Annotated in this window: 14 protein-coding genes and 4 tRNA genes; 15 read left to right on the top strand and 3 right to left on the bottom strand. The window is 52.3% G+C overall.

All coding sequences use genetic code 11. The features are described from left to right. Positions 1–156 precede the first annotated feature (156 nt). The gene (locus QV747_RS15715) at positions 157–390 is read right to left on the bottom strand and encodes an AlpA family transcriptional regulator (RefSeq protein WP_273432354.1); all 234 of its coding nucleotides are present in this window, start codon (positions 388–390) and stop codon (positions 157–159) included. Positions 391–894: 504 nt separating this feature from the next. Between QV747_RS15715 and folE the strand changes: the two genes are divergently transcribed. Both folE and QV747_RS15705 read left to right on the top strand, forming a co-directional pair. Further along, positions 895–1,602 carry a GTP cyclohydrolase I gene (gene folE, locus QV747_RS15710; RefSeq protein WP_231550552.1) on the top strand — a complete coding sequence of 236 codons (708 nt, stop codon included), beginning with the start codon at positions 895–897 and terminating at the stop codon, positions 1,600–1,602. 12 nt (positions 1,603–1,614) lie between these two features. Then, a complete protein-coding gene (locus QV747_RS15705; protein ID WP_028450289.1) occupies positions 1,615–2,034 on the top strand; it encodes a BLUF domain-containing protein in 420 nt (139 codons plus the stop codon). A 52-nt stretch (positions 2,035–2,086) separates the two neighbouring features. Here QV747_RS15705 and QV747_RS15700 read toward each other — a convergent pair whose 3' ends face one another. After that, positions 2,087–2,758, bottom strand: a complete 672-nt coding sequence (locus QV747_RS15700; protein WP_273432351.1) for a hypothetical protein — start codon at positions 2,756–2,758, stop codon at positions 2,087–2,089. Between the two features lie 175 nt (positions 2,759–2,933). Further along, a complete protein-coding gene (gene ilvD, locus QV747_RS15695) occupies positions 2,934–4,793 on the bottom strand; it encodes a dihydroxy-acid dehydratase (protein WP_047395930.1) in 1,860 nt (619 codons plus the stop codon). 165 nt (positions 4,794–4,958) lie between these two features. Here ilvD and lgt point away from each other — a divergent pair, with 165 nt between their 5' ends. From lgt to rpoB, 13 genes are all read left to right on the top strand, one after another. Then, complete coding sequence (lgt, locus tag QV747_RS15690) at positions 4,959–5,759, top strand: prolipoprotein diacylglyceryl transferase (RefSeq protein WP_273432348.1); 801 nt, start codon at positions 4,959–4,961, stop codon at positions 5,757–5,759. A 101-nt stretch (positions 5,760–5,860) separates the two neighbouring features. Further along, positions 5,861–5,946: transfer RNA gene (locus tag QV747_RS15685), tRNA-Tyr, on the top strand. A 45-nt stretch (positions 5,947–5,991) separates the two neighbouring features. Further along, positions 5,992–6,065, top strand: a tRNA-Gly gene (locus QV747_RS15680). Positions 6,066–6,075: 10 nt separating this feature from the next. Continuing rightward, positions 6,076–6,150 (top strand) — tRNA-Thr (locus QV747_RS15675). A gap of 57 nt (positions 6,151–6,207) precedes the next feature. After that, positions 6,208–7,398, top strand: coding sequence for an elongation factor Tu (tuf, locus tag QV747_RS15670; RefSeq protein WP_273432340.1), 1,191 nt, complete (start codon positions 6,208–6,210; stop codon positions 7,396–7,398). A 47-nt stretch (positions 7,399–7,445) separates the two neighbouring features. Beyond that, a tRNA-Trp gene (locus QV747_RS15665) sits at positions 7,446–7,521 on the top strand. Between the two features lie 66 nt (positions 7,522–7,587). Then, positions 7,588–7,944, top strand: coding sequence for a preprotein translocase subunit SecE (secE, locus tag QV747_RS15660; RefSeq protein WP_028448464.1), 357 nt, complete (start codon positions 7,588–7,590; stop codon positions 7,942–7,944). Between the two features lie 15 nt (positions 7,945–7,959). Then, a complete protein-coding gene (gene nusG, locus QV747_RS15655) occupies positions 7,960–8,493 on the top strand; it encodes a transcription termination/antitermination protein NusG (RefSeq protein ID WP_273432346.1) in 534 nt (177 codons plus the stop codon). A gap of 85 nt (positions 8,494–8,578) precedes the next feature. After that, positions 8,579–9,010 (top strand): 50S ribosomal protein L11, encoded by a 432-nt coding sequence (gene rplK, locus QV747_RS15650; RefSeq protein ID WP_028448462.1) that lies wholly within the window; start codon positions 8,579–8,581, stop codon positions 9,008–9,010. Further along, the gene (gene rplA / locus QV747_RS15645) at positions 9,011–9,703 is read left to right on the top strand and encodes a 50S ribosomal protein L1 (RefSeq protein WP_028448461.1); all 693 of its coding nucleotides are present in this window, start codon (positions 9,011–9,013) and stop codon (positions 9,701–9,703) included. 223 nt (positions 9,704–9,926) lie between these two features. Continuing rightward, positions 9,927–10,451, top strand: a complete 525-nt coding sequence (rplJ, locus tag QV747_RS15640) for a 50S ribosomal protein L10 (RefSeq protein WP_047392356.1) — start codon at positions 9,927–9,929, stop codon at positions 10,449–10,451. Positions 10,452–10,502: 51 nt separating this feature from the next. Beyond that, positions 10,503–10,880, top strand: a complete 378-nt coding sequence (gene rplL, locus QV747_RS15635) for a 50S ribosomal protein L7/L12 (protein ID WP_028448459.1) — start codon at positions 10,503–10,505, stop codon at positions 10,878–10,880. Between the two features lie 192 nt (positions 10,881–11,072). Further along, entirely contained in the window at positions 11,073–15,245 is a 4,173-nt protein-coding gene (gene rpoB, locus QV747_RS15630) for a DNA-directed RNA polymerase subunit beta (protein WP_273432356.1), read from the top strand. Positions 15,246–15,292: the final 47 nt, after the last annotated feature.

The following is a 15,292-nucleotide window of genomic DNA, read 5'->3' as shown; positions in this document are numbered from 1 at the left end:
TGTAATTGCGCTTTTGTTGATAATGATCCCATTTGTTTTTACACAGCCTCGCCGATTAGCAGAAAACAGCGGAGGCTAGCTCAACGTCTGCAAGCGCAACGATTGCAGACATTTCAGGGTCGGATTGCGGCTCTGTTGCACGTCGAACAAACAACGTCACCATTGCTCAAGCTTTTCCATCCATGCGTTTTGTGCAGTGAAGCGGAGTTCTTGCCATTTCACGACTGCAGTTTCAGACCAATAGACATATTTGCCAATTCGGACCGGAGGAGGAAAAACCCCGTGCCTGACCATGTTTTCGATGGTCCGCTCTGAAATCTTCAGTTGTTCACACAAAGATGCTTTGGTGAGTAATGCATGCACCCCATGCGCCGCAGCCGGTTTCGACATCGATTTAACCCCTTCACATCAAATTTTGACACTCTGTATAGTGTTGGCAGTCGTGGTAATTGACGTTCAGTGTTGAGATTTGCAGAAATTTGGTACTAATTAGAAGTTGAATTTATTTCACGGGCTGGGTAAGCTGAGACGTTGGTTGTGCTCTGACATTTTTCTGTCAAAGCCATCAGCGGTTCAGTGCGCTTAACTGCGGTTGCTTGCGTTTCAATCCGGTTGGGTGCTTGTATTTACGGGCAGTTGCGTATGAGTTCGGCTTGTTCGGCGCGACGGGAAAAATTGAAAATCCGCGTGTCCGTGGTTCGATTCCGCGATTGGCCACCACCAAATTTTAAAAACCCGCTCTGCTGAGCGGGTTTTTTTTCGCCCAGCCATTGGGCGCGACAAAAAATTTTCACTGAGCAAGGCGCAGGCTTTGTGATAGGCTACTCGTCAGTAGCCTTTTTTGTTTCTGGGTATATACTGGTTGAGCCAGGCCCTAATCTCAAGGATGTGATGGTGAGCAAATCAGATTCGACCGCCGTGGCTGCGACGCCTGTTTCGCAGCGTATTCGCTACCGCCTGCTGCAGGCCGACCGCCGCTTTCATGCGAATGACAATATCGCTGACTTTATCGAAGAAGGCGAAATGAGCGAATTGCTGGCCGAAGTGCAAAGCAAGATGGTAGAAGTGCTCAATAGCCTAGTGATCGATACCGATAACGATCACAACACCCAAGACACTGCCCGCCGGGTGGCCAAGATGTATCTGAATGAAGTGTTCCGTGGCCGCTATGTGAAGCAGCCCGCGGTAACGGAGTTTCCGAATGTCGAGCATCTGAATGAACTGATGATCGTTGGCCCGATCACCGTGCGCAGCGCTTGCTCGCATCATTTGTGCCCAATTATCGGAAAATTGTGGATCGGTATTCTGCCAAATCAACATTCCAACTTGATCGGCCTGTCAAAATATGCGCGGTTGGCTGAATGGGTAATGTCGCGGCCGCAGATTCAGGAAGAAGCCGTGACCCAGATGGCCGATCTCTTGCAGAGCAAGGTGAATCCAGATGGCCTGGCGATTGTGATGGAAGCTGATCATTTCTGCATGCACTGGCGTGGTGTGAAAGACAGTGACTCAAAAATGATCAATAGCGTGATGCGCGGCGTATTCCTGAAAGATACGCACTTGCGGCTGGAATTCTTGTCGCTGATTAACAATAAACGTTAAGTGAGGATGGGTATGTTGGTGCGCTTGATTTATGCCAGCCGTGCAGCTGGCGCGATGAATACCGAGTTGCTGGATTCAATCCTGCGTAGCTCGCGGCAAAATAATCCGGCCATCGGCATCACCGGCGTGCTTTGCTATAGCGGTGGCACTTTTGTGCAGGTGCTGGAAGGCAGCCGCGCGGCTGTATCTTCGCTGTATAACATCATTGGCCGTGATCCGCGGCATGGGCAGGTGGAATTGCTGCACTTTGCCGAGATCAATGAGCGACGCTTCTCTGATTGGACCATGGGGCAGGTGAATCTGGCCAAGGTCAATGCGGCCCTGTTGCTCAAATATTCGGCGCGGGCCGAATTTACCCCATTTGAAATGAGCGGCGACGCGGTTTTGCGCTTGCTGGAAGATCTGATCGATACCGCCGCCATCGGCAAATAAATACTGCAATCGAATGGTAGAACAACAGGGGCTGGCTAGCCCCTGTTTGCATTTAGGCTTGGGTATCGAGCCCTTGCCGCTGGCCTTGCCAATCCAGAAACCGTTCGCCACCGGGTAAATTCAGCAGCTTAACCAGCAGCTGGGCGGGTTGATCATTGATTTTAACGGCTTGCCCCACCGGCTCTGGGCTGAGCTGCTGTAGTAACTCATCGGCGAGGCCGCCAAACTGCAAACTTAGTGGGGTAGCGTTACTGCGCGTTTGGGCTGGCTCACGCTCGCTGGTGGGTGTCGCCGCGCTGGTTTGCGAGCTAAATGCGGCGGTTTGCTCGCGACTAAAGCTAAGTTCAAATTCAAACTCAAATTGGCGGCCATCAGCAGTGCTAATGGTGCCGCGCCCCTTGAATTGACTCTCTTCGCGCAAAAGAAAGGCGGTGCTGCTGGTTTGCTGGGCGCCATTGCTGCTGACACTCGCTGCTGCACCGGCCGTGGTGGCAGCGGCAAGGCTTACCTCATCCCATTCGATTTTGAAGTTTTGCTGACCAAATAATTGGCCGGCCAGCTGGCCGAGCATGGCTTGCGCGGCTTGACTGGTGTCGCGGCCTAGCCGCTGATTGTGTTGACTGAGGGCGGAGGGTTGCTGGCTGTGGTGGGTATTAGTTGTTGGGCCTGCCCAGCCTGGTAGTAATGTGCTGGGGTTAAAGCGGCTGCTGTCGAGGGCTTGCATGATGCGCTCCTGCTGGGCTGGATAATGGCCTGTATCGGCAGGGGGCAAATAAACTCAATGCCATTGGTCGGGATAGGGGTATTGCCCCGTAAGGTTTATTGATCAATGTGTTTAGAGATATACCCTTTAATAAAAAAGCGGCTCGCAGGCCGCTTTTTGTATCAGTCAAATTGACTTACTTTTTGCGCTCAACTTGGCTCACATCGCGAATCGCACCGGTATCGGCCGAAGTCGTCATTGCGGCGTAGGCGCGCAAGGCCGCGCTGACGAAACGTTCGCGCTGTTCAGGTTGCCAGGCTTTGCTGCCTCGGCTTTCCATTTCGGCGCGGCGGGCAGCGAGCTCTTCGGCGCTGACCAGCAGATTGATGGTGCGGTTTGGAATATCGATTTCCAGTTGGTCGCCTTCTTTGGCTAGACCAATCGCGCCACCCTCGGCGGCTTCAGGTGAAACGTGGCCGATCGACAAACCAGATGTGCCACCCGAGAAGCGACCATCGGTCAGTAGTGCGCAGGCTTTGCCCAAGCCTTTTGATTTCAGGTAGGAGGTAGGGTAGAGCATTTCCTGCATGCCCGGGCCACCTTTGGGGCCTTCGTAACGAATCAGTACCACATCACCGGCCACTACTTGATCGTCCAGAATGCCGGCGACGGCGTCGTCTTGCGATTCGAAAATCCGGACACGGCCAGTAAATTTGAGGATGGATTCATCCACGCCGGCGGTTTTTACAATACAACCGCGCTCAGCGATATTGCCGTACAGCACGGCGATCCCGCCGTCTTGCGAGTAGGCGTTTTCTTTATTGCGGATACAGCCGTTAGCGCGATCCAGATCAAGCTCTGGCCAGCGCATGCTCTGGCTGAAGGCGATGGTGGTCGGCACGCCGCCTGGCGCGGCACGGTAGAGCAGGTGTGCGAGGCTATCCGGGCTGTTTTTAACGATGTCCCACTGATCGATGCTGGCACCCATGCTGCTGGCGTGAACGGTCGGTACATCGCGATGAATCAGTCCGGCGCGATCCAGTTCGGCCAAAATCCCGATTACCCCGCCCGCACGGTGCACGTCTTCCATATGGTATTTCTGAGTGGCTGGGGCCACTTTAGATAGGCATGGCACTTTCCGGCTCATGCGGTCGATGTCCTGCATGGTGAAGTTCACGCCGGCTTCATTGGCGGCCGCTAGTAGGTGCAAGACCGTATTGGTGGAGCCGCCCATGGCGATATCGAGTGCAATGGCGTTTTCGAAAGCTTCGAAAGTGGCGATATTACGTGGTAATACGCTGCTGTCTTCGCCTTCGTAATAGCGTTTGGCTAGCTCGACGATGGTGCGACCCGCCTGCAGGAAAAGTTGCTTGCGATCGCCGTGGGTGGCGAGCAGCGAGCCATTGCCAGGCAAAGATAGGCCCAAGGCTTCCGTCAGGCAGTTCATCGAGTTGGCGGTGAACATGCCGGAGCAAGAGCCACAGGTTGGGCAGGCGCTGCGCTCGACGGCGGCCACTTCGTCGTCAGAGACGTTCGGGTTGGCGGCTTCCACCATGGCATCTACCAGATCGAGTTTGCGCACTTCGCCTTGCCAGTTAACCTTGCCGGCTTCCATTGGGCCGCCAGAAACAAAAATCACCGGAATATTCAGGCGCAGGGCGGCCATCAGCATCCCTGGGGTGATCTTATCGCAATTGGAGATGCACACCAGCGCGTCGGCACAGTGCGCGTTCACCATGTATTCCACCGAGTCGGCAATCAGATCACGGCTTGGTAGTGAATACAGCATGCCGCCATGACCCATGGCGATACCGTCATCCACCGCGATGGTGTTGAATTCTTTGGCGATACCGCCTGCTTTTTCGATCTCACGTGCCACCAACTGACCCAGATTATGTAAATGCACATGGCCGGGTACGAATTGGGTGAATGAGTTGGCAATGGCGATAATCGGTTTGCCAAAATCGCCGTCTTTCATGCCGGTGGCACGCCACAGGGCGCGAGCACCGGCCATATTGCGGCCGTGGGTGGTGGTGCGGGAACGATAAGCAGGCATGATCAATCTCTATCAGTGAAATAACTGAGCGGCCATTGTAACGAAAATCAGGCATGCTGGTGTGGACGTTAGGCGGCGACTGTAAATACTGGTTTGCCGCAATGCTGCGCAGCAAGGGCGCTCTGCGCATATAATCGCTGCCATATCCCGAATAGGAAGATTTTGATGTTGACTCATCCGCAGTTTGATCCGGTGGCCATTCACTTGGGGCCGGTGGGTATTCATTGGTACGGCCTGATGTATTTGGTGGGCTTTGTGCTCTTTTTGTTGCTGGGGCGGATGCGGATTCGCAATGGCAATCCGCCGGGCTGGCATGTGGCGGAAATGGATGACCTGCTGTTTTACGGTGTGCTAGGGGTGATCCTTGGTGGGCGCTTAGGGTATGTGTTCTTCTACAAGTTTGATTTTTATCTGCAGCATCCGCTGAGCGTTTTTAAGTTGTGGGAAGGTGGCATGGCCTTTCATGGCGGTTTTCTCGGTGTATTGGTGGCGATGTACCTATTTGGCCGTAAAACCGGGCGCAGTTTTTTGCAGGTAACTGACTTTATTGCGCCGCTGGTGCCGCTGGGCTTGGCGGCGGGCCGACTAGGTAATTTCATTAATGGCGAATTGTGGGGGCGCGTAACCGATGCCACCATGCCGTGGGCGATGGTCTTCCCGCAGGCGCACGATGGTTTGCCGCGTCATCCGTCGCAGCTGTATCAGTTTACTTTGGAAGGTATGCTGCTGTTTGCTATTTTGTGGTGGTTCTCAAGCAAGCAGCGGAAAACCGGGCAGATTTCGGCACTATTCCTGTTAGGGTATGGCGCATTCCGCTTTGTGGCCGAATTTGCGCGTGAGCCAGATGACTTCCTTGGCTTGCTGTATATGAACTTCTCCATGGGGCAGTGGTTGAGCTTGCCGATGATCGTGATTGGGGTGTTGATGTGGCTGGTATGCAGTCGCGGCACTGCGCGCGCCAACTAAATTACCAAGCAAAATTAAGTATTTATTCAAAAACTGAGGGTGGAGATGAAAAATCTGTTTGACGACGGCAAAGTTCATCTCCATAATGCGTGGCTCTTGACGGGGAGGTTACCCAAGCGGTCAACGGGTCCGGACTGTAACTCCGGCGGCTTAGCCTTCGAAGGTTCGAATCCTTCCCTCCCCACCAGTTGCCCCCTAAGCGGGTGTGATAGAACGAATTGAGTATTAAGCCGCGGGTGTAGCTCAATGGTAGAGCAGAAGCCTTCCAAGCTTACGACGAGGGTTCGATTCCCTTCACCCGCTCCAATGATTAAATGCTGATGTAGCTCAGGGGTAGAGCACTCCCTTGGTAAGGGAGAGGTCGGGGGTTCAATTCCCCCCATCAGCACCATTCATTTCAATGCGTCATTAATCTGTTATTTCAAGTTCTCGAGAAGGAAATAAAGCGATGGCTAAGGAAAAGTTTACGCGGACCAAGCCGCACGTTAACGTTGGTACCATCGGTCACGTTGACCACGGTAAAACCACTCTGACTGCTGCGATCACGACTGTACTGACTCGCAAATTCGGTGGCGAAGCTAAAGACTACTCACAGATCGATAGCGCTCCTGAAGAAAAAGCACGTGGTATTACCATTAATACCGCTCACGTTGAATACGAAACTGAAACTCGCCACTACGCTCACGTAGATTGTCCAGGTCACGCGGATTATGTGAAAAACATGATTACCGGTGCGGCTCAGATGGATGGCGCGATTCTGGTTGTATCTGCTGCTGATGGTCCTATGCCACAAACTCGCGAGCACATCCTGTTGTCTCGTCAGGTTGGCGTACCATACATCATCGTATTCATGAACAAAGCTGATCTGGTTGACGACGCTGAGTTGTTGGAACTGGTTGAGATGGAAGTTCGTGACCTGCTGTCTAAATATGACTTCCCAGGTGATGACACCCCAATCATCGTTGGTTCAGCTCGTTCAGCGCTGGAAGGCGATCAAGGTGAATATGGCGAGCCAGCCATCTTCCGCTTGGCTGAAGCGCTGGACACTTACATTCCTCTGCCAGAGCGCGCAGTGGATGGTACCTTCCTGATGCCAGTTGAGGACGTGTTCTCAATCTCTGGTCGTGGTACTGTGGTTACCGGTCGTGTTGAGCGCGGCATCATCAAAGTGGGTGAAGAGATCGAGATCGTTGGTATCGTTCCAACTATCAAGACTACTTGTACTGGTGTTGAGATGTTCCGTAAGCTGCTGGACCAAGGTCAAGCGGGTGACAACATCGGCGCGCTTCTGCGTGGTACGAAGCGTGAAGAAGTTCAGCGTGGTCAAGTTCTGTCTAAACCAGGCTCAATCACTCCGCACACCAAGTTCACTTCTGAGATCTACGTATTGTCTAAAGAAGAGGGTGGTCGTCACACTCCATTCTTCAGCAACTACCGTCCTCAGTTCTACTTCCGTACTACGGACGTAACTGGCGCGATTTCTCTGCCAGAAGGCACTGAAATGGTTATGCCAGGTGACAACGTATCGATCACTGTGACGCTGATCGCCCCAATCGCGATGGAGCAAGGTCTGCGCTTTGCGATTCGTGAAGGTGGCCGTACCGTTGGTGCCGGCGTTGTAGCGAAAATTATTGAATAAGTAGTTTGCAAAATTGGCGGGGTTAAGTTATAATTCCGCCTCTCCGTAGGCGATTAGCTCAATTGGTAGAGCACCGGTCTCCAAAACCGGGGGTTGGGGGTTCGAGACCCTCATCGCCTGCCACGATATCAGCGGAGCCGTTCCAAATTTGATTTGGGGCGGCTTTGTTTTATGGGTCGCCAGAAAGTAATGCAAAACATTGAACGCCTGAAGTTGGTAGCGGCACTCGCGTTGGTTGCGCTGGGTGTGGCTGGCTTTTATTTGGTTCCCGCAGGGCAGTCCTTTGTCGGGTCTTTGTCGGTGGTTGCGGGTCTAGCGGCTGCGGCTGCGGTGCTGTGGTTTAGCGAGACCGGTCGCGGTTTTGTTGATTACGCCCGTGATGCGATCAAAGAAGCGCAAAAGGTTGTGTGGCCAAGCAAGAAAGAAACCTGGCAGGTGACTGGGGTTGTGTTCTTGTTTGTGGCGGTTTTGGCATTGTTCATGTGGGTTGTGGATTCTGGCCTGGCTTGGGTGTTTTACGATATCGTGCTGGGTCGCGGTAAATAAGGCGGAGCATCAGGCATGGGAATGCGTTGGTATGTAGTGCATGCATATTCGGGCTTTGAAAAGAGTGTGCAAAAAGCGCTGACTGAACGAATTACACGTCTTGGCATGGAGCATCTGTTTGGTCAGATCTTGGTGCCAGTAGAAGAAGTGGTGGAAGTAAAGGGTGGCCGCAAAGCGGTTTCGGAGCGTAAGTTCTACCCTGGTTATGTGTTTGTTGAAATGGAAATGACCGACGATAGCTGGCACTTGGTGAAAAGCACGCCAAAAGTGACCGGTTTTATCGGTGGTACGGGCACCAAGCCGATGCCAATCCCGCTCAAAGAAGTGGAGCGGATGATGCAGCAGGTGCAGGATGGTGCTGAAAAACCACGTCACAAAGTGTCTTTTGAGGTGGGTGAGGTTTTGCGTGTAATCGATGGTCCTTTTGCGGATTTCTCTGCAACGGTTGAAGACGTTGATTACGACAAGAATCGTCTGAAAGTGGCTGTGTCGATCTTTGGTCGTGCCACTCCGGTCGATTTGGAGTTTTCTCAGGTAGAAAAAACCTGATGAACTAGGCCCCCGCATGTCGGGGGTGTTGAGTTGGGGAGCCAATGTTCGCATTGGCGTTTGACCCGTTTTAAGGAGTAGTCCTGTGGCAAAAAAAATTATTGGCTACATCAAGCTGCAAGTGCCAGCTGGTAAAGCAAATCCTTCGCCTCCAATCGGTCCAGCGCTGGGTCAGCGCGGTCTGAATATTATGGAATTTTGTAAAGCCTTCAATGCTGCAACACAAGGTGTTGAGCCAGGCTTGCCAATTCCAGTGGTGATCACTGCTTTTGCAGATAAATCATTCACTTTCGTGATGAAGTCGCCTCCTGCGACCATCCTGCTGAAAAAAGCAGCTGGCATCACTAAAGGTTCTCCACGTCCACATACCGACAAAGTAGGTAAAGTGACACGTGCTCAGCTGGAAGAGATCGTAAAAACCAAGCAGGCTGATCTGACTGGTGCTGATCTGGATGCGGCTGTGCGTACCATCGCGGGCTCAGCTCGTTCGATTGGTATTGAAGTGGAGGGCGTGTAAATGGCTAAGGTTTCTAAACGTCTGGCAGCACTGCGTGCTTCTGTTGACAGCAATAAACTGTACGCAGCTGATGAAGCTCTGGCTCTGGTTAAGGGCGCAGCAACTGCTAAATTCAACGAATCAATCGATGTGTCATTTAACCTGGGCGTTGACCCACGTAAATCTGACCAAGTTGTTCGTGGTGCTGTTGTTCTGCCTAAAGGCACTGGTAAATCAGTACGCGTTGCTGTTTTCACCCAAGGCGCTAACGCTGAAGCAGCTAAAGCTGCTGGTGCAGATGTAGTAGGTTTTGAAGATCTGGCTGAACAAGTTAAAGCTGGCAATATTGATTTCGACGTGGTGATTGCATCTCCAGATGCAATGCGCATCGTTGGTCAGTTGGGTCAGATTCTTGGTCCACGCGGCCTGATGCCAAACCCGAAAGTAGGTACTGTTACGCCTAACGTTGCTGAAGCGGTTAAAAACGCGAAAGCCGGTCAGGTTCAATACCGTACTGACAAAGGTGGTATCGTTCACGCAACCCTGGGTCGCGCTTCTTTTGAAGTGGCTGATCTGCGTGAAAACTTGGCTGCTCTGGTTGATGCTCTGCAAAAAGCTAAACCAGCTAGCTCTAAGGGCGTGTACTTCAAGAAGATCGCCGTATCAAGCACGATGGGCCTGGGTGTTCGCGTAGACACTTCGTCTGTCCTGTAATCCGACTTTGGGCTGGGGCTTTGGCCCCAGAATGTCAAAGACCGTAGGTGCCAGCCATCTGGCTGGCTTAATCAAGGTGCCCAAACACCAGCCTACGCAGACGGTGCTCCCAATGCAGGCTTTTTGCTGAACCTAGTTTAGTTATTAGTCTCCTGAATATTGGTCGCCGTTTGATTGGGTGGCGCATCAACAATGCGCTGAACTTAACTAATGGAGAATGACCTTGAGTCTTAATCTTGACGACAAAAAAGCGGTCGTAGCTGAGATTGCGGCAGAAGTTGCCAAAGCCCAGACTATCGTAGTCGCTGAATATCGTGGTATCGAGGTTTCCAGCATGACTCAACTGCGCAAAGAAGCGCGTGAGTCAGGCGTTTACCTGCGTGTTCTGAAAAACACGCTGGCACGCCGTGCGGTACAAGGAACTCCGTTCGCCGATTTGGCCGACAAAATGGTTGGCCCACTGGTGTACGGTATTTCTGAAGACCCAGTTGCTGCAGCTAAAGTACTGAACAATTTCGCGAAAAAAGACGACAAAATCGTTCTGAAAGCCGGTTCTTATGATGGCAAAGTAATGGATGCAGCTGGCGTAGCCGCCCTGGCATCTGTACCAAGCCGCGAAGAACTGCTGTCAAAACTGTTGTTCGTTATGCAAGCGCCTGTTTCTGGCTTCGCGCGCGCTCTGGCTGCGCTGGCAGAGAAAAAAGGCGAAGGCGCCGCAGCTCCTGCTGCCGAAGCAGCCGAAGCATAATTTCGCAATTTAACTATATTAATCCGAAAAGATTTTCAGGAGTATTTACAAATGGCTATCACTAAAGAAGACATCCTCGAAGCGGTTGGCGCGCTGACTGTACTGGAACTGAACGACCTGGTTAAAGCGTTCGAAGAAAAATTCGGCGTTTCTGCTGCTGCTGTTGCCGTAGCTGGCCCAGCTGCTGCTGGTGGCGCTGCTGCTGCTGCAGAAGAAAAAACTGAATTCGACGTAATCCTGACCGACGCTGGCGCACAAAAAGTTGGCGTGATCAAGGTTGTACGTGAAGTTACCGGTCTGGGCCTGAAAGAAGCCAAAGACCTGGTTGACGGCGCTCCTAAAGCTGTGAAAGAAGGTGTTTCTAAAGCTGATGCTGATGCGATCGCTAAGAAACTGATCGAAGCTGGCGCACAAGCTGAAGTTAAGTAATCCTTAGCTAGCTAAGTAGTTCAGGCAGACGGAGCAATCCGTCTGCCCTTTTGCGTTTGTATACTGCGCTTGCTTACAGCATGTTTGTAAGTAGCACCAGCAGCAGACAAACCAGAAACCGCTCACAACTGATTTGTTAGCGGGCGTTTTGCGGTTTGTCCATTGCGCCCCACCCATGGAGAGTTTATGAGTATGAAATACTCGTTCACTGAGAAGAAACGCATTCGTAAAAGTTTTGCGAAGCGGGCAAGTGTCCTCGAAGTACCGTTTCTGCTGGCTACTCAGATCGACTCTTATTCCGAGTTTCTGCAACTGGGCGTGCCCCTAGAAGGGCGTCGCGAGATCGGTCTGCAGGCTGCGTTCAACTCGATTTTCCCGATTGTTTCGCACAATGAGTATGCACGCCTCGAATTCGTGCACTACACACTGGGTGAACCCGCGTTTGACGTGAAAGAGTGTCAGCAGCGGGGCATCACATTTGCGGCGCCATTGCGCGCCCGTGTGCGCCTGGTGATCATGGATCGTGAGTCATCCAAGCCAACAATCAAGGAAGTAAAAGAACAGGACGTGTATTTCGGTGAAATTCCACTGATGACTCGGAACGGTTCGTTCGTCATCAATGGTACTGAGCGCGTCATCGTTTCACAGTTGCACCGCTCTCCTGGTGTGTTCTTCGAGCATGACAAGGGTAAAACCCACAGCTCAGGGAAACTGCTGTTCTCGGCGCGGATTATTCCTTACCGCGGTTCATGGCTGGATTTCGAGTTTGACCCGAAAGATCTGCTGTTCTTCCGGATTGACCGTCGTCGTAAGATGCCAGTGAGCATTCTGCTCAAGGCGCTGGGGTATACCCCTGAACAGATTCTGGCTGAATTCTTTGATACCGATACCTTCCAATTGGGTGAAGACGGTATTTTCTGGGAACTGGTGCCGGATCGCCTGCGTGGTGAAGTTGCGAAATTTGATATCGTGACTGACGAAGGCAAAGTACTGGTTCAGAAAGATAAGCGTATTACCGCCAAAACCATCCGCGATATCAATACCGCGGGTATGACCCATGTACAAGTCCCGCTGGACTACATGTATGGTCGCGTCTTGGCGAAAGATGTATTGAATCCAGAAACTGGTGAAATCATTGCCAAAGCCAATGAAGAGCTGACCGAAGATCTGTTGGTAAAACTGGATCTGAACGAAGTTAAAGCCATCACCACGCTGTATATCAATGACCTTGACCAAGGTGGCTTCATTTCGTCAACACTGCGGACCGATGATACTGCAGACGAATGGCAAGCCCGTGTTGCGATCTATCGCATGATGCGTCCTGGTGAGCCGCCAACTGAAGAAGCCGTGCAAGCACTCTTCAATGGCCTGTTCTTCGCTGAAGATCGTTACGATCTGTCGGCCGTAGGTCGCATGAAGTTTAATAGCCGTGCTTACCCAGATCGCTTGGATGAAAAAGCGCCGGGTTGGCAACGTCGTTTCTACCAGCGCGTAGGTGCTAAGGGCATTACTGGCCCTGGCGTGCTGTCGACTGAAGACATCATCGCCGTGATTGGCATCTTGCTCGAGCTGCGCAATAGCCGCGGGGAAGTGGACGATATCGATCACTTGGGTAACCGTCGCGTGCGTTCGGTTGGTGAGTTGGCGGAAAACCAATTCCGTGCCGGCTTGGTGCGTGTTGAGCGCGCAGTGAAAGAGCGTCTGTCGCAAGCCGAATCAGACAATCTGATGCCGCATGATCTGATCAATGCCAAGCCAGTATCGGCCGCAGTGAAAGAGTTCTTCGGCTCTTCACAGTTGTCACAGTTCATGGATCAAACCAACCCACTGTCAGAAATCACGCACAAACGTCGTGTTTCTGCCTTGGGTCCAGGCGGTCTGACGCGCGAGCGCGCGGGCTTCGAGGTACGTGACGTACACCCAACGCACTACGGTCGTGTGTGTCCGATTGAAACGCCTGAAGGTCCAAACATTGGTCTGATTAACTCGCTGTCTTGCTACGCCCGCACCAATGAGTATGGTTTCCTGGAAACCCCATACCGCAAAGTCGTGGATGGTAAAGTCACCAGCGAAATCGAATATCTGTCGGCGATTCAAGAAGGCAAATATGTCATTGCTCAGGCAAACGCCCAAACCGATGCAGACAACAATCTGGTCGATGAGTTGGTGACTTGCCGTGAAGCCGGTGAAACCATCTTGGCTTCGCCTGATCGCGTGCAGTTCATGGATGTGGCACCTAGCCAGATCGTATCGGTTGCTGCATCGCTGATTCCGTTCCTTGAACACGATGACGCGAACCGTGCCTTGATGGGCGCCAACATGCAGCGGCAGGCCGTACCTTGTCTGCGTGCAGAAAAACCTATGGTAGGTACCGGTATCGAGCGCACTTGTGCGACCGACTCGGGCACGGCCGTAACCGCTCTGCGCGGTGGTGTAGTTGATTACGTTGATGCAACTCGTATCGTTGTGCGCGTGAACAACGACGAAGTGATCGCGGGTGAAGCCGGTGTAGATATCTACAATCTGGTTAAATTTACTCGCTCTAACCAGAACACCAACACCAACCAGCGTCCGATCGTGAAGAAAGGCGACATTCTGGCGAAGGGTGACGTGGTTGCCGATGGTGCGTCGACTGACTTGGGCGAATTGGCCCTGGGTCAAAATATGACCATCGCCTTCATGCCATGGAATGGTTACAACTTCGAGGATTCGATTCTGATTTCCGAGAAGGTGATTGCTGACGATCGTTACACCTCAATTCACATTGAAGAATTGAGCGTAATGGCGCGTGATACCAAGCTGGGCCCTGAAGAGATCACCCGTGATATCTCCAATCTGTCAGAGCGTATGCTCGGCCGTCTGGATGAGTCCGGTGTGGTGTATATCGGTGCTGAAGTTGAAGCCGGCGATGTACTGGTTGGTAAAGTGACGCCTAAAGGTGAAACTCAGCTGACGCCCGAAGAGAAACTGCTGCGCGCCATCTTCGGTGAAAAAGCCTCTGACGTTAAAGATACGTCGCTGCGCGTGCCTTCAGGCATGACCGGTACCGTGATCGACGTACAAGTATTCACTCGTGAAGGTATTGAGCGTGATAAACGCGCCCAATCGATTATCGATGAGCAACTGCGTCGCTACCGTCAAGACTTGAACGACCAACTGCGGATCGTAGAAGCCGACTTGTTCAAGCGGATTGAAGATATGCTGGTGGGCAAAGTTGCCAACGGCGGTCCGAAGAAGCTGGCTAAAGGCGCGACCATTACCGCTGAATATCTGGCTGATCAAGCGAACAAGCACGACTGGTTTGATATCCGTCTGGCCGATGAAGAAAGCGCTCGTCAGTTGGAAGCCAATAAAGACCTGATCGCACAAACTAAAGCCGAGTTCGAGCTGCGTTTTGAAGATAAGAAACGTAAGTTGACCCAAGGCGATGAGTTGCCACCGGGCGTGATCAAAATGGTGAAGGTGTACGTTGCAGTTAAACGTCGTCTGCAGCCAGGTGACAAGATGGCCGGTCGTCACGGTAACAAGGGTGTGGTATCGAAAATCCTACCAGTGGAAGATCTGCCATACATGGCAGATGGCACACCGGTCGACATCGTACTGAACCCATTGGGCGTACCGTCACGGATGAATATCGGTCAGATTCTGGAAGTGCATCTGGGCTGGGCGGCTAAAGGGATTGGTCAACGCATCGACAAGATGCTGCGCGATCAGCAAAACCTGGAGCAAGTACGCAGCTACCTCGATCGCATCTACAACAGCGCTGGTAAGCAAGAAGACATCGCTGGCCTGACTGATCTTGAAGTGCTGGATCTGGCTCAAGGCCTGCGCAAGGGTATGACCTTCGCGAGCCCAGTATTTGATGGCGCGAAAGAAAGCGAAATCCGCGCGATGCTGGATCTGGCTTATCCAGATGAAGATGCTCGCACGCAGCAGCTTGACTTCAATGGCAGCAAAACGCAGATGCAACTGTACGATGGCCGTACGGGTGAAGCCTTCGAGCGTAAAGTGACCGTGGGTGTGATGCACTATCTGAAACTGCACCACTTGGTGGACGATAAGATGCACGCCCGTTCAACCGGTCCATACTCGCTGGTAACTCAGCAGCCATTGGGCGGTAAAGCTCAGTTTGGTGGTCAGCGTTTCGGTGAGATGGAGGTGTGGGCACTGGAAGCTTATGGTGCTGCATACACCCTGCAAGAGATGTTGACTGTGAAGTCTGACGACGTGAATGGTCGTACCAAAGTATACGAAAACATTGTGAAGGGCGATCACCGCATTGATGCTGGCATGCCAGAGTCATTCAATGTGTTGGTTAAGGAAATCCGCTCGCTCGGTATCGATATCGATCTGGAAACCTATTGATTGCTGTGAGGTATAGGGCTGCAGGCTAGGATCTGCCTAGCTTTGCA

It is taken from the genome of uncultured Chitinibacter sp., from assembly GCF_945957625.1.
Lineage (GTDB): Bacteria > Pseudomonadota > Gammaproteobacteria > Burkholderiales > Chitinibacteraceae > Chitinibacter > Chitinibacter tainanensis.
This window is presented reverse-complemented; position numbering and strand designations above follow the sequence as displayed.

Coding starts and splice junctions, on each gene's coding strand:
- QV747_RS15715 (WP_273432354.1), bottom strand. CDS start 390: ATGTCGAAACCGGCTGCGGCGCATGGGGTGCATGCATTACTCACCAAA.
- QV747_RS15705 (WP_028450289.1), top strand. CDS start 1,615: ATGTTGGTGCGCTTGATTTATGCCAGCCGTGCAGCTGGCGCGATGAAT.
- QV747_RS15700 (WP_273432351.1), bottom strand. CDS start 2,758: ATGCAAGCCCTCGACAGCAGCCGCTTTAACCCCAGCACATTACTACCA.
- ilvD (WP_047395930.1), bottom strand. CDS start 4,793: ATGCCTGCTTATCGTTCCCGCACCACCACCCACGGCCGCAATATGGCC.
- lgt (WP_273432348.1), top strand. CDS start 4,959: ATGTTGACTCATCCGCAGTTTGATCCGGTGGCCATTCACTTGGGGCCG.
- tuf (WP_273432340.1), top strand. CDS start 6,208: ATGGCTAAGGAAAAGTTTACGCGGACCAAGCCGCACGTTAACGTTGGT.
- secE (WP_028448464.1), top strand. CDS start 7,588: ATGCAAAACATTGAACGCCTGAAGTTGGTAGCGGCACTCGCGTTGGTT.
- nusG (WP_273432346.1), top strand. CDS start 7,960: ATGGGAATGCGTTGGTATGTAGTGCATGCATATTCGGGCTTTGAAAAG.
- rplA (WP_028448461.1), top strand. CDS start 9,011: ATGGCTAAGGTTTCTAAACGTCTGGCAGCACTGCGTGCTTCTGTTGAC.
- rplL (WP_028448459.1), top strand. CDS start 10,503: ATGGCTATCACTAAAGAAGACATCCTCGAAGCGGTTGGCGCGCTGACT.
- rpoB (WP_273432356.1), top strand. CDS start 11,073: ATGAAATACTCGTTCACTGAGAAGAAACGCATTCGTAAAAGTTTTGCG.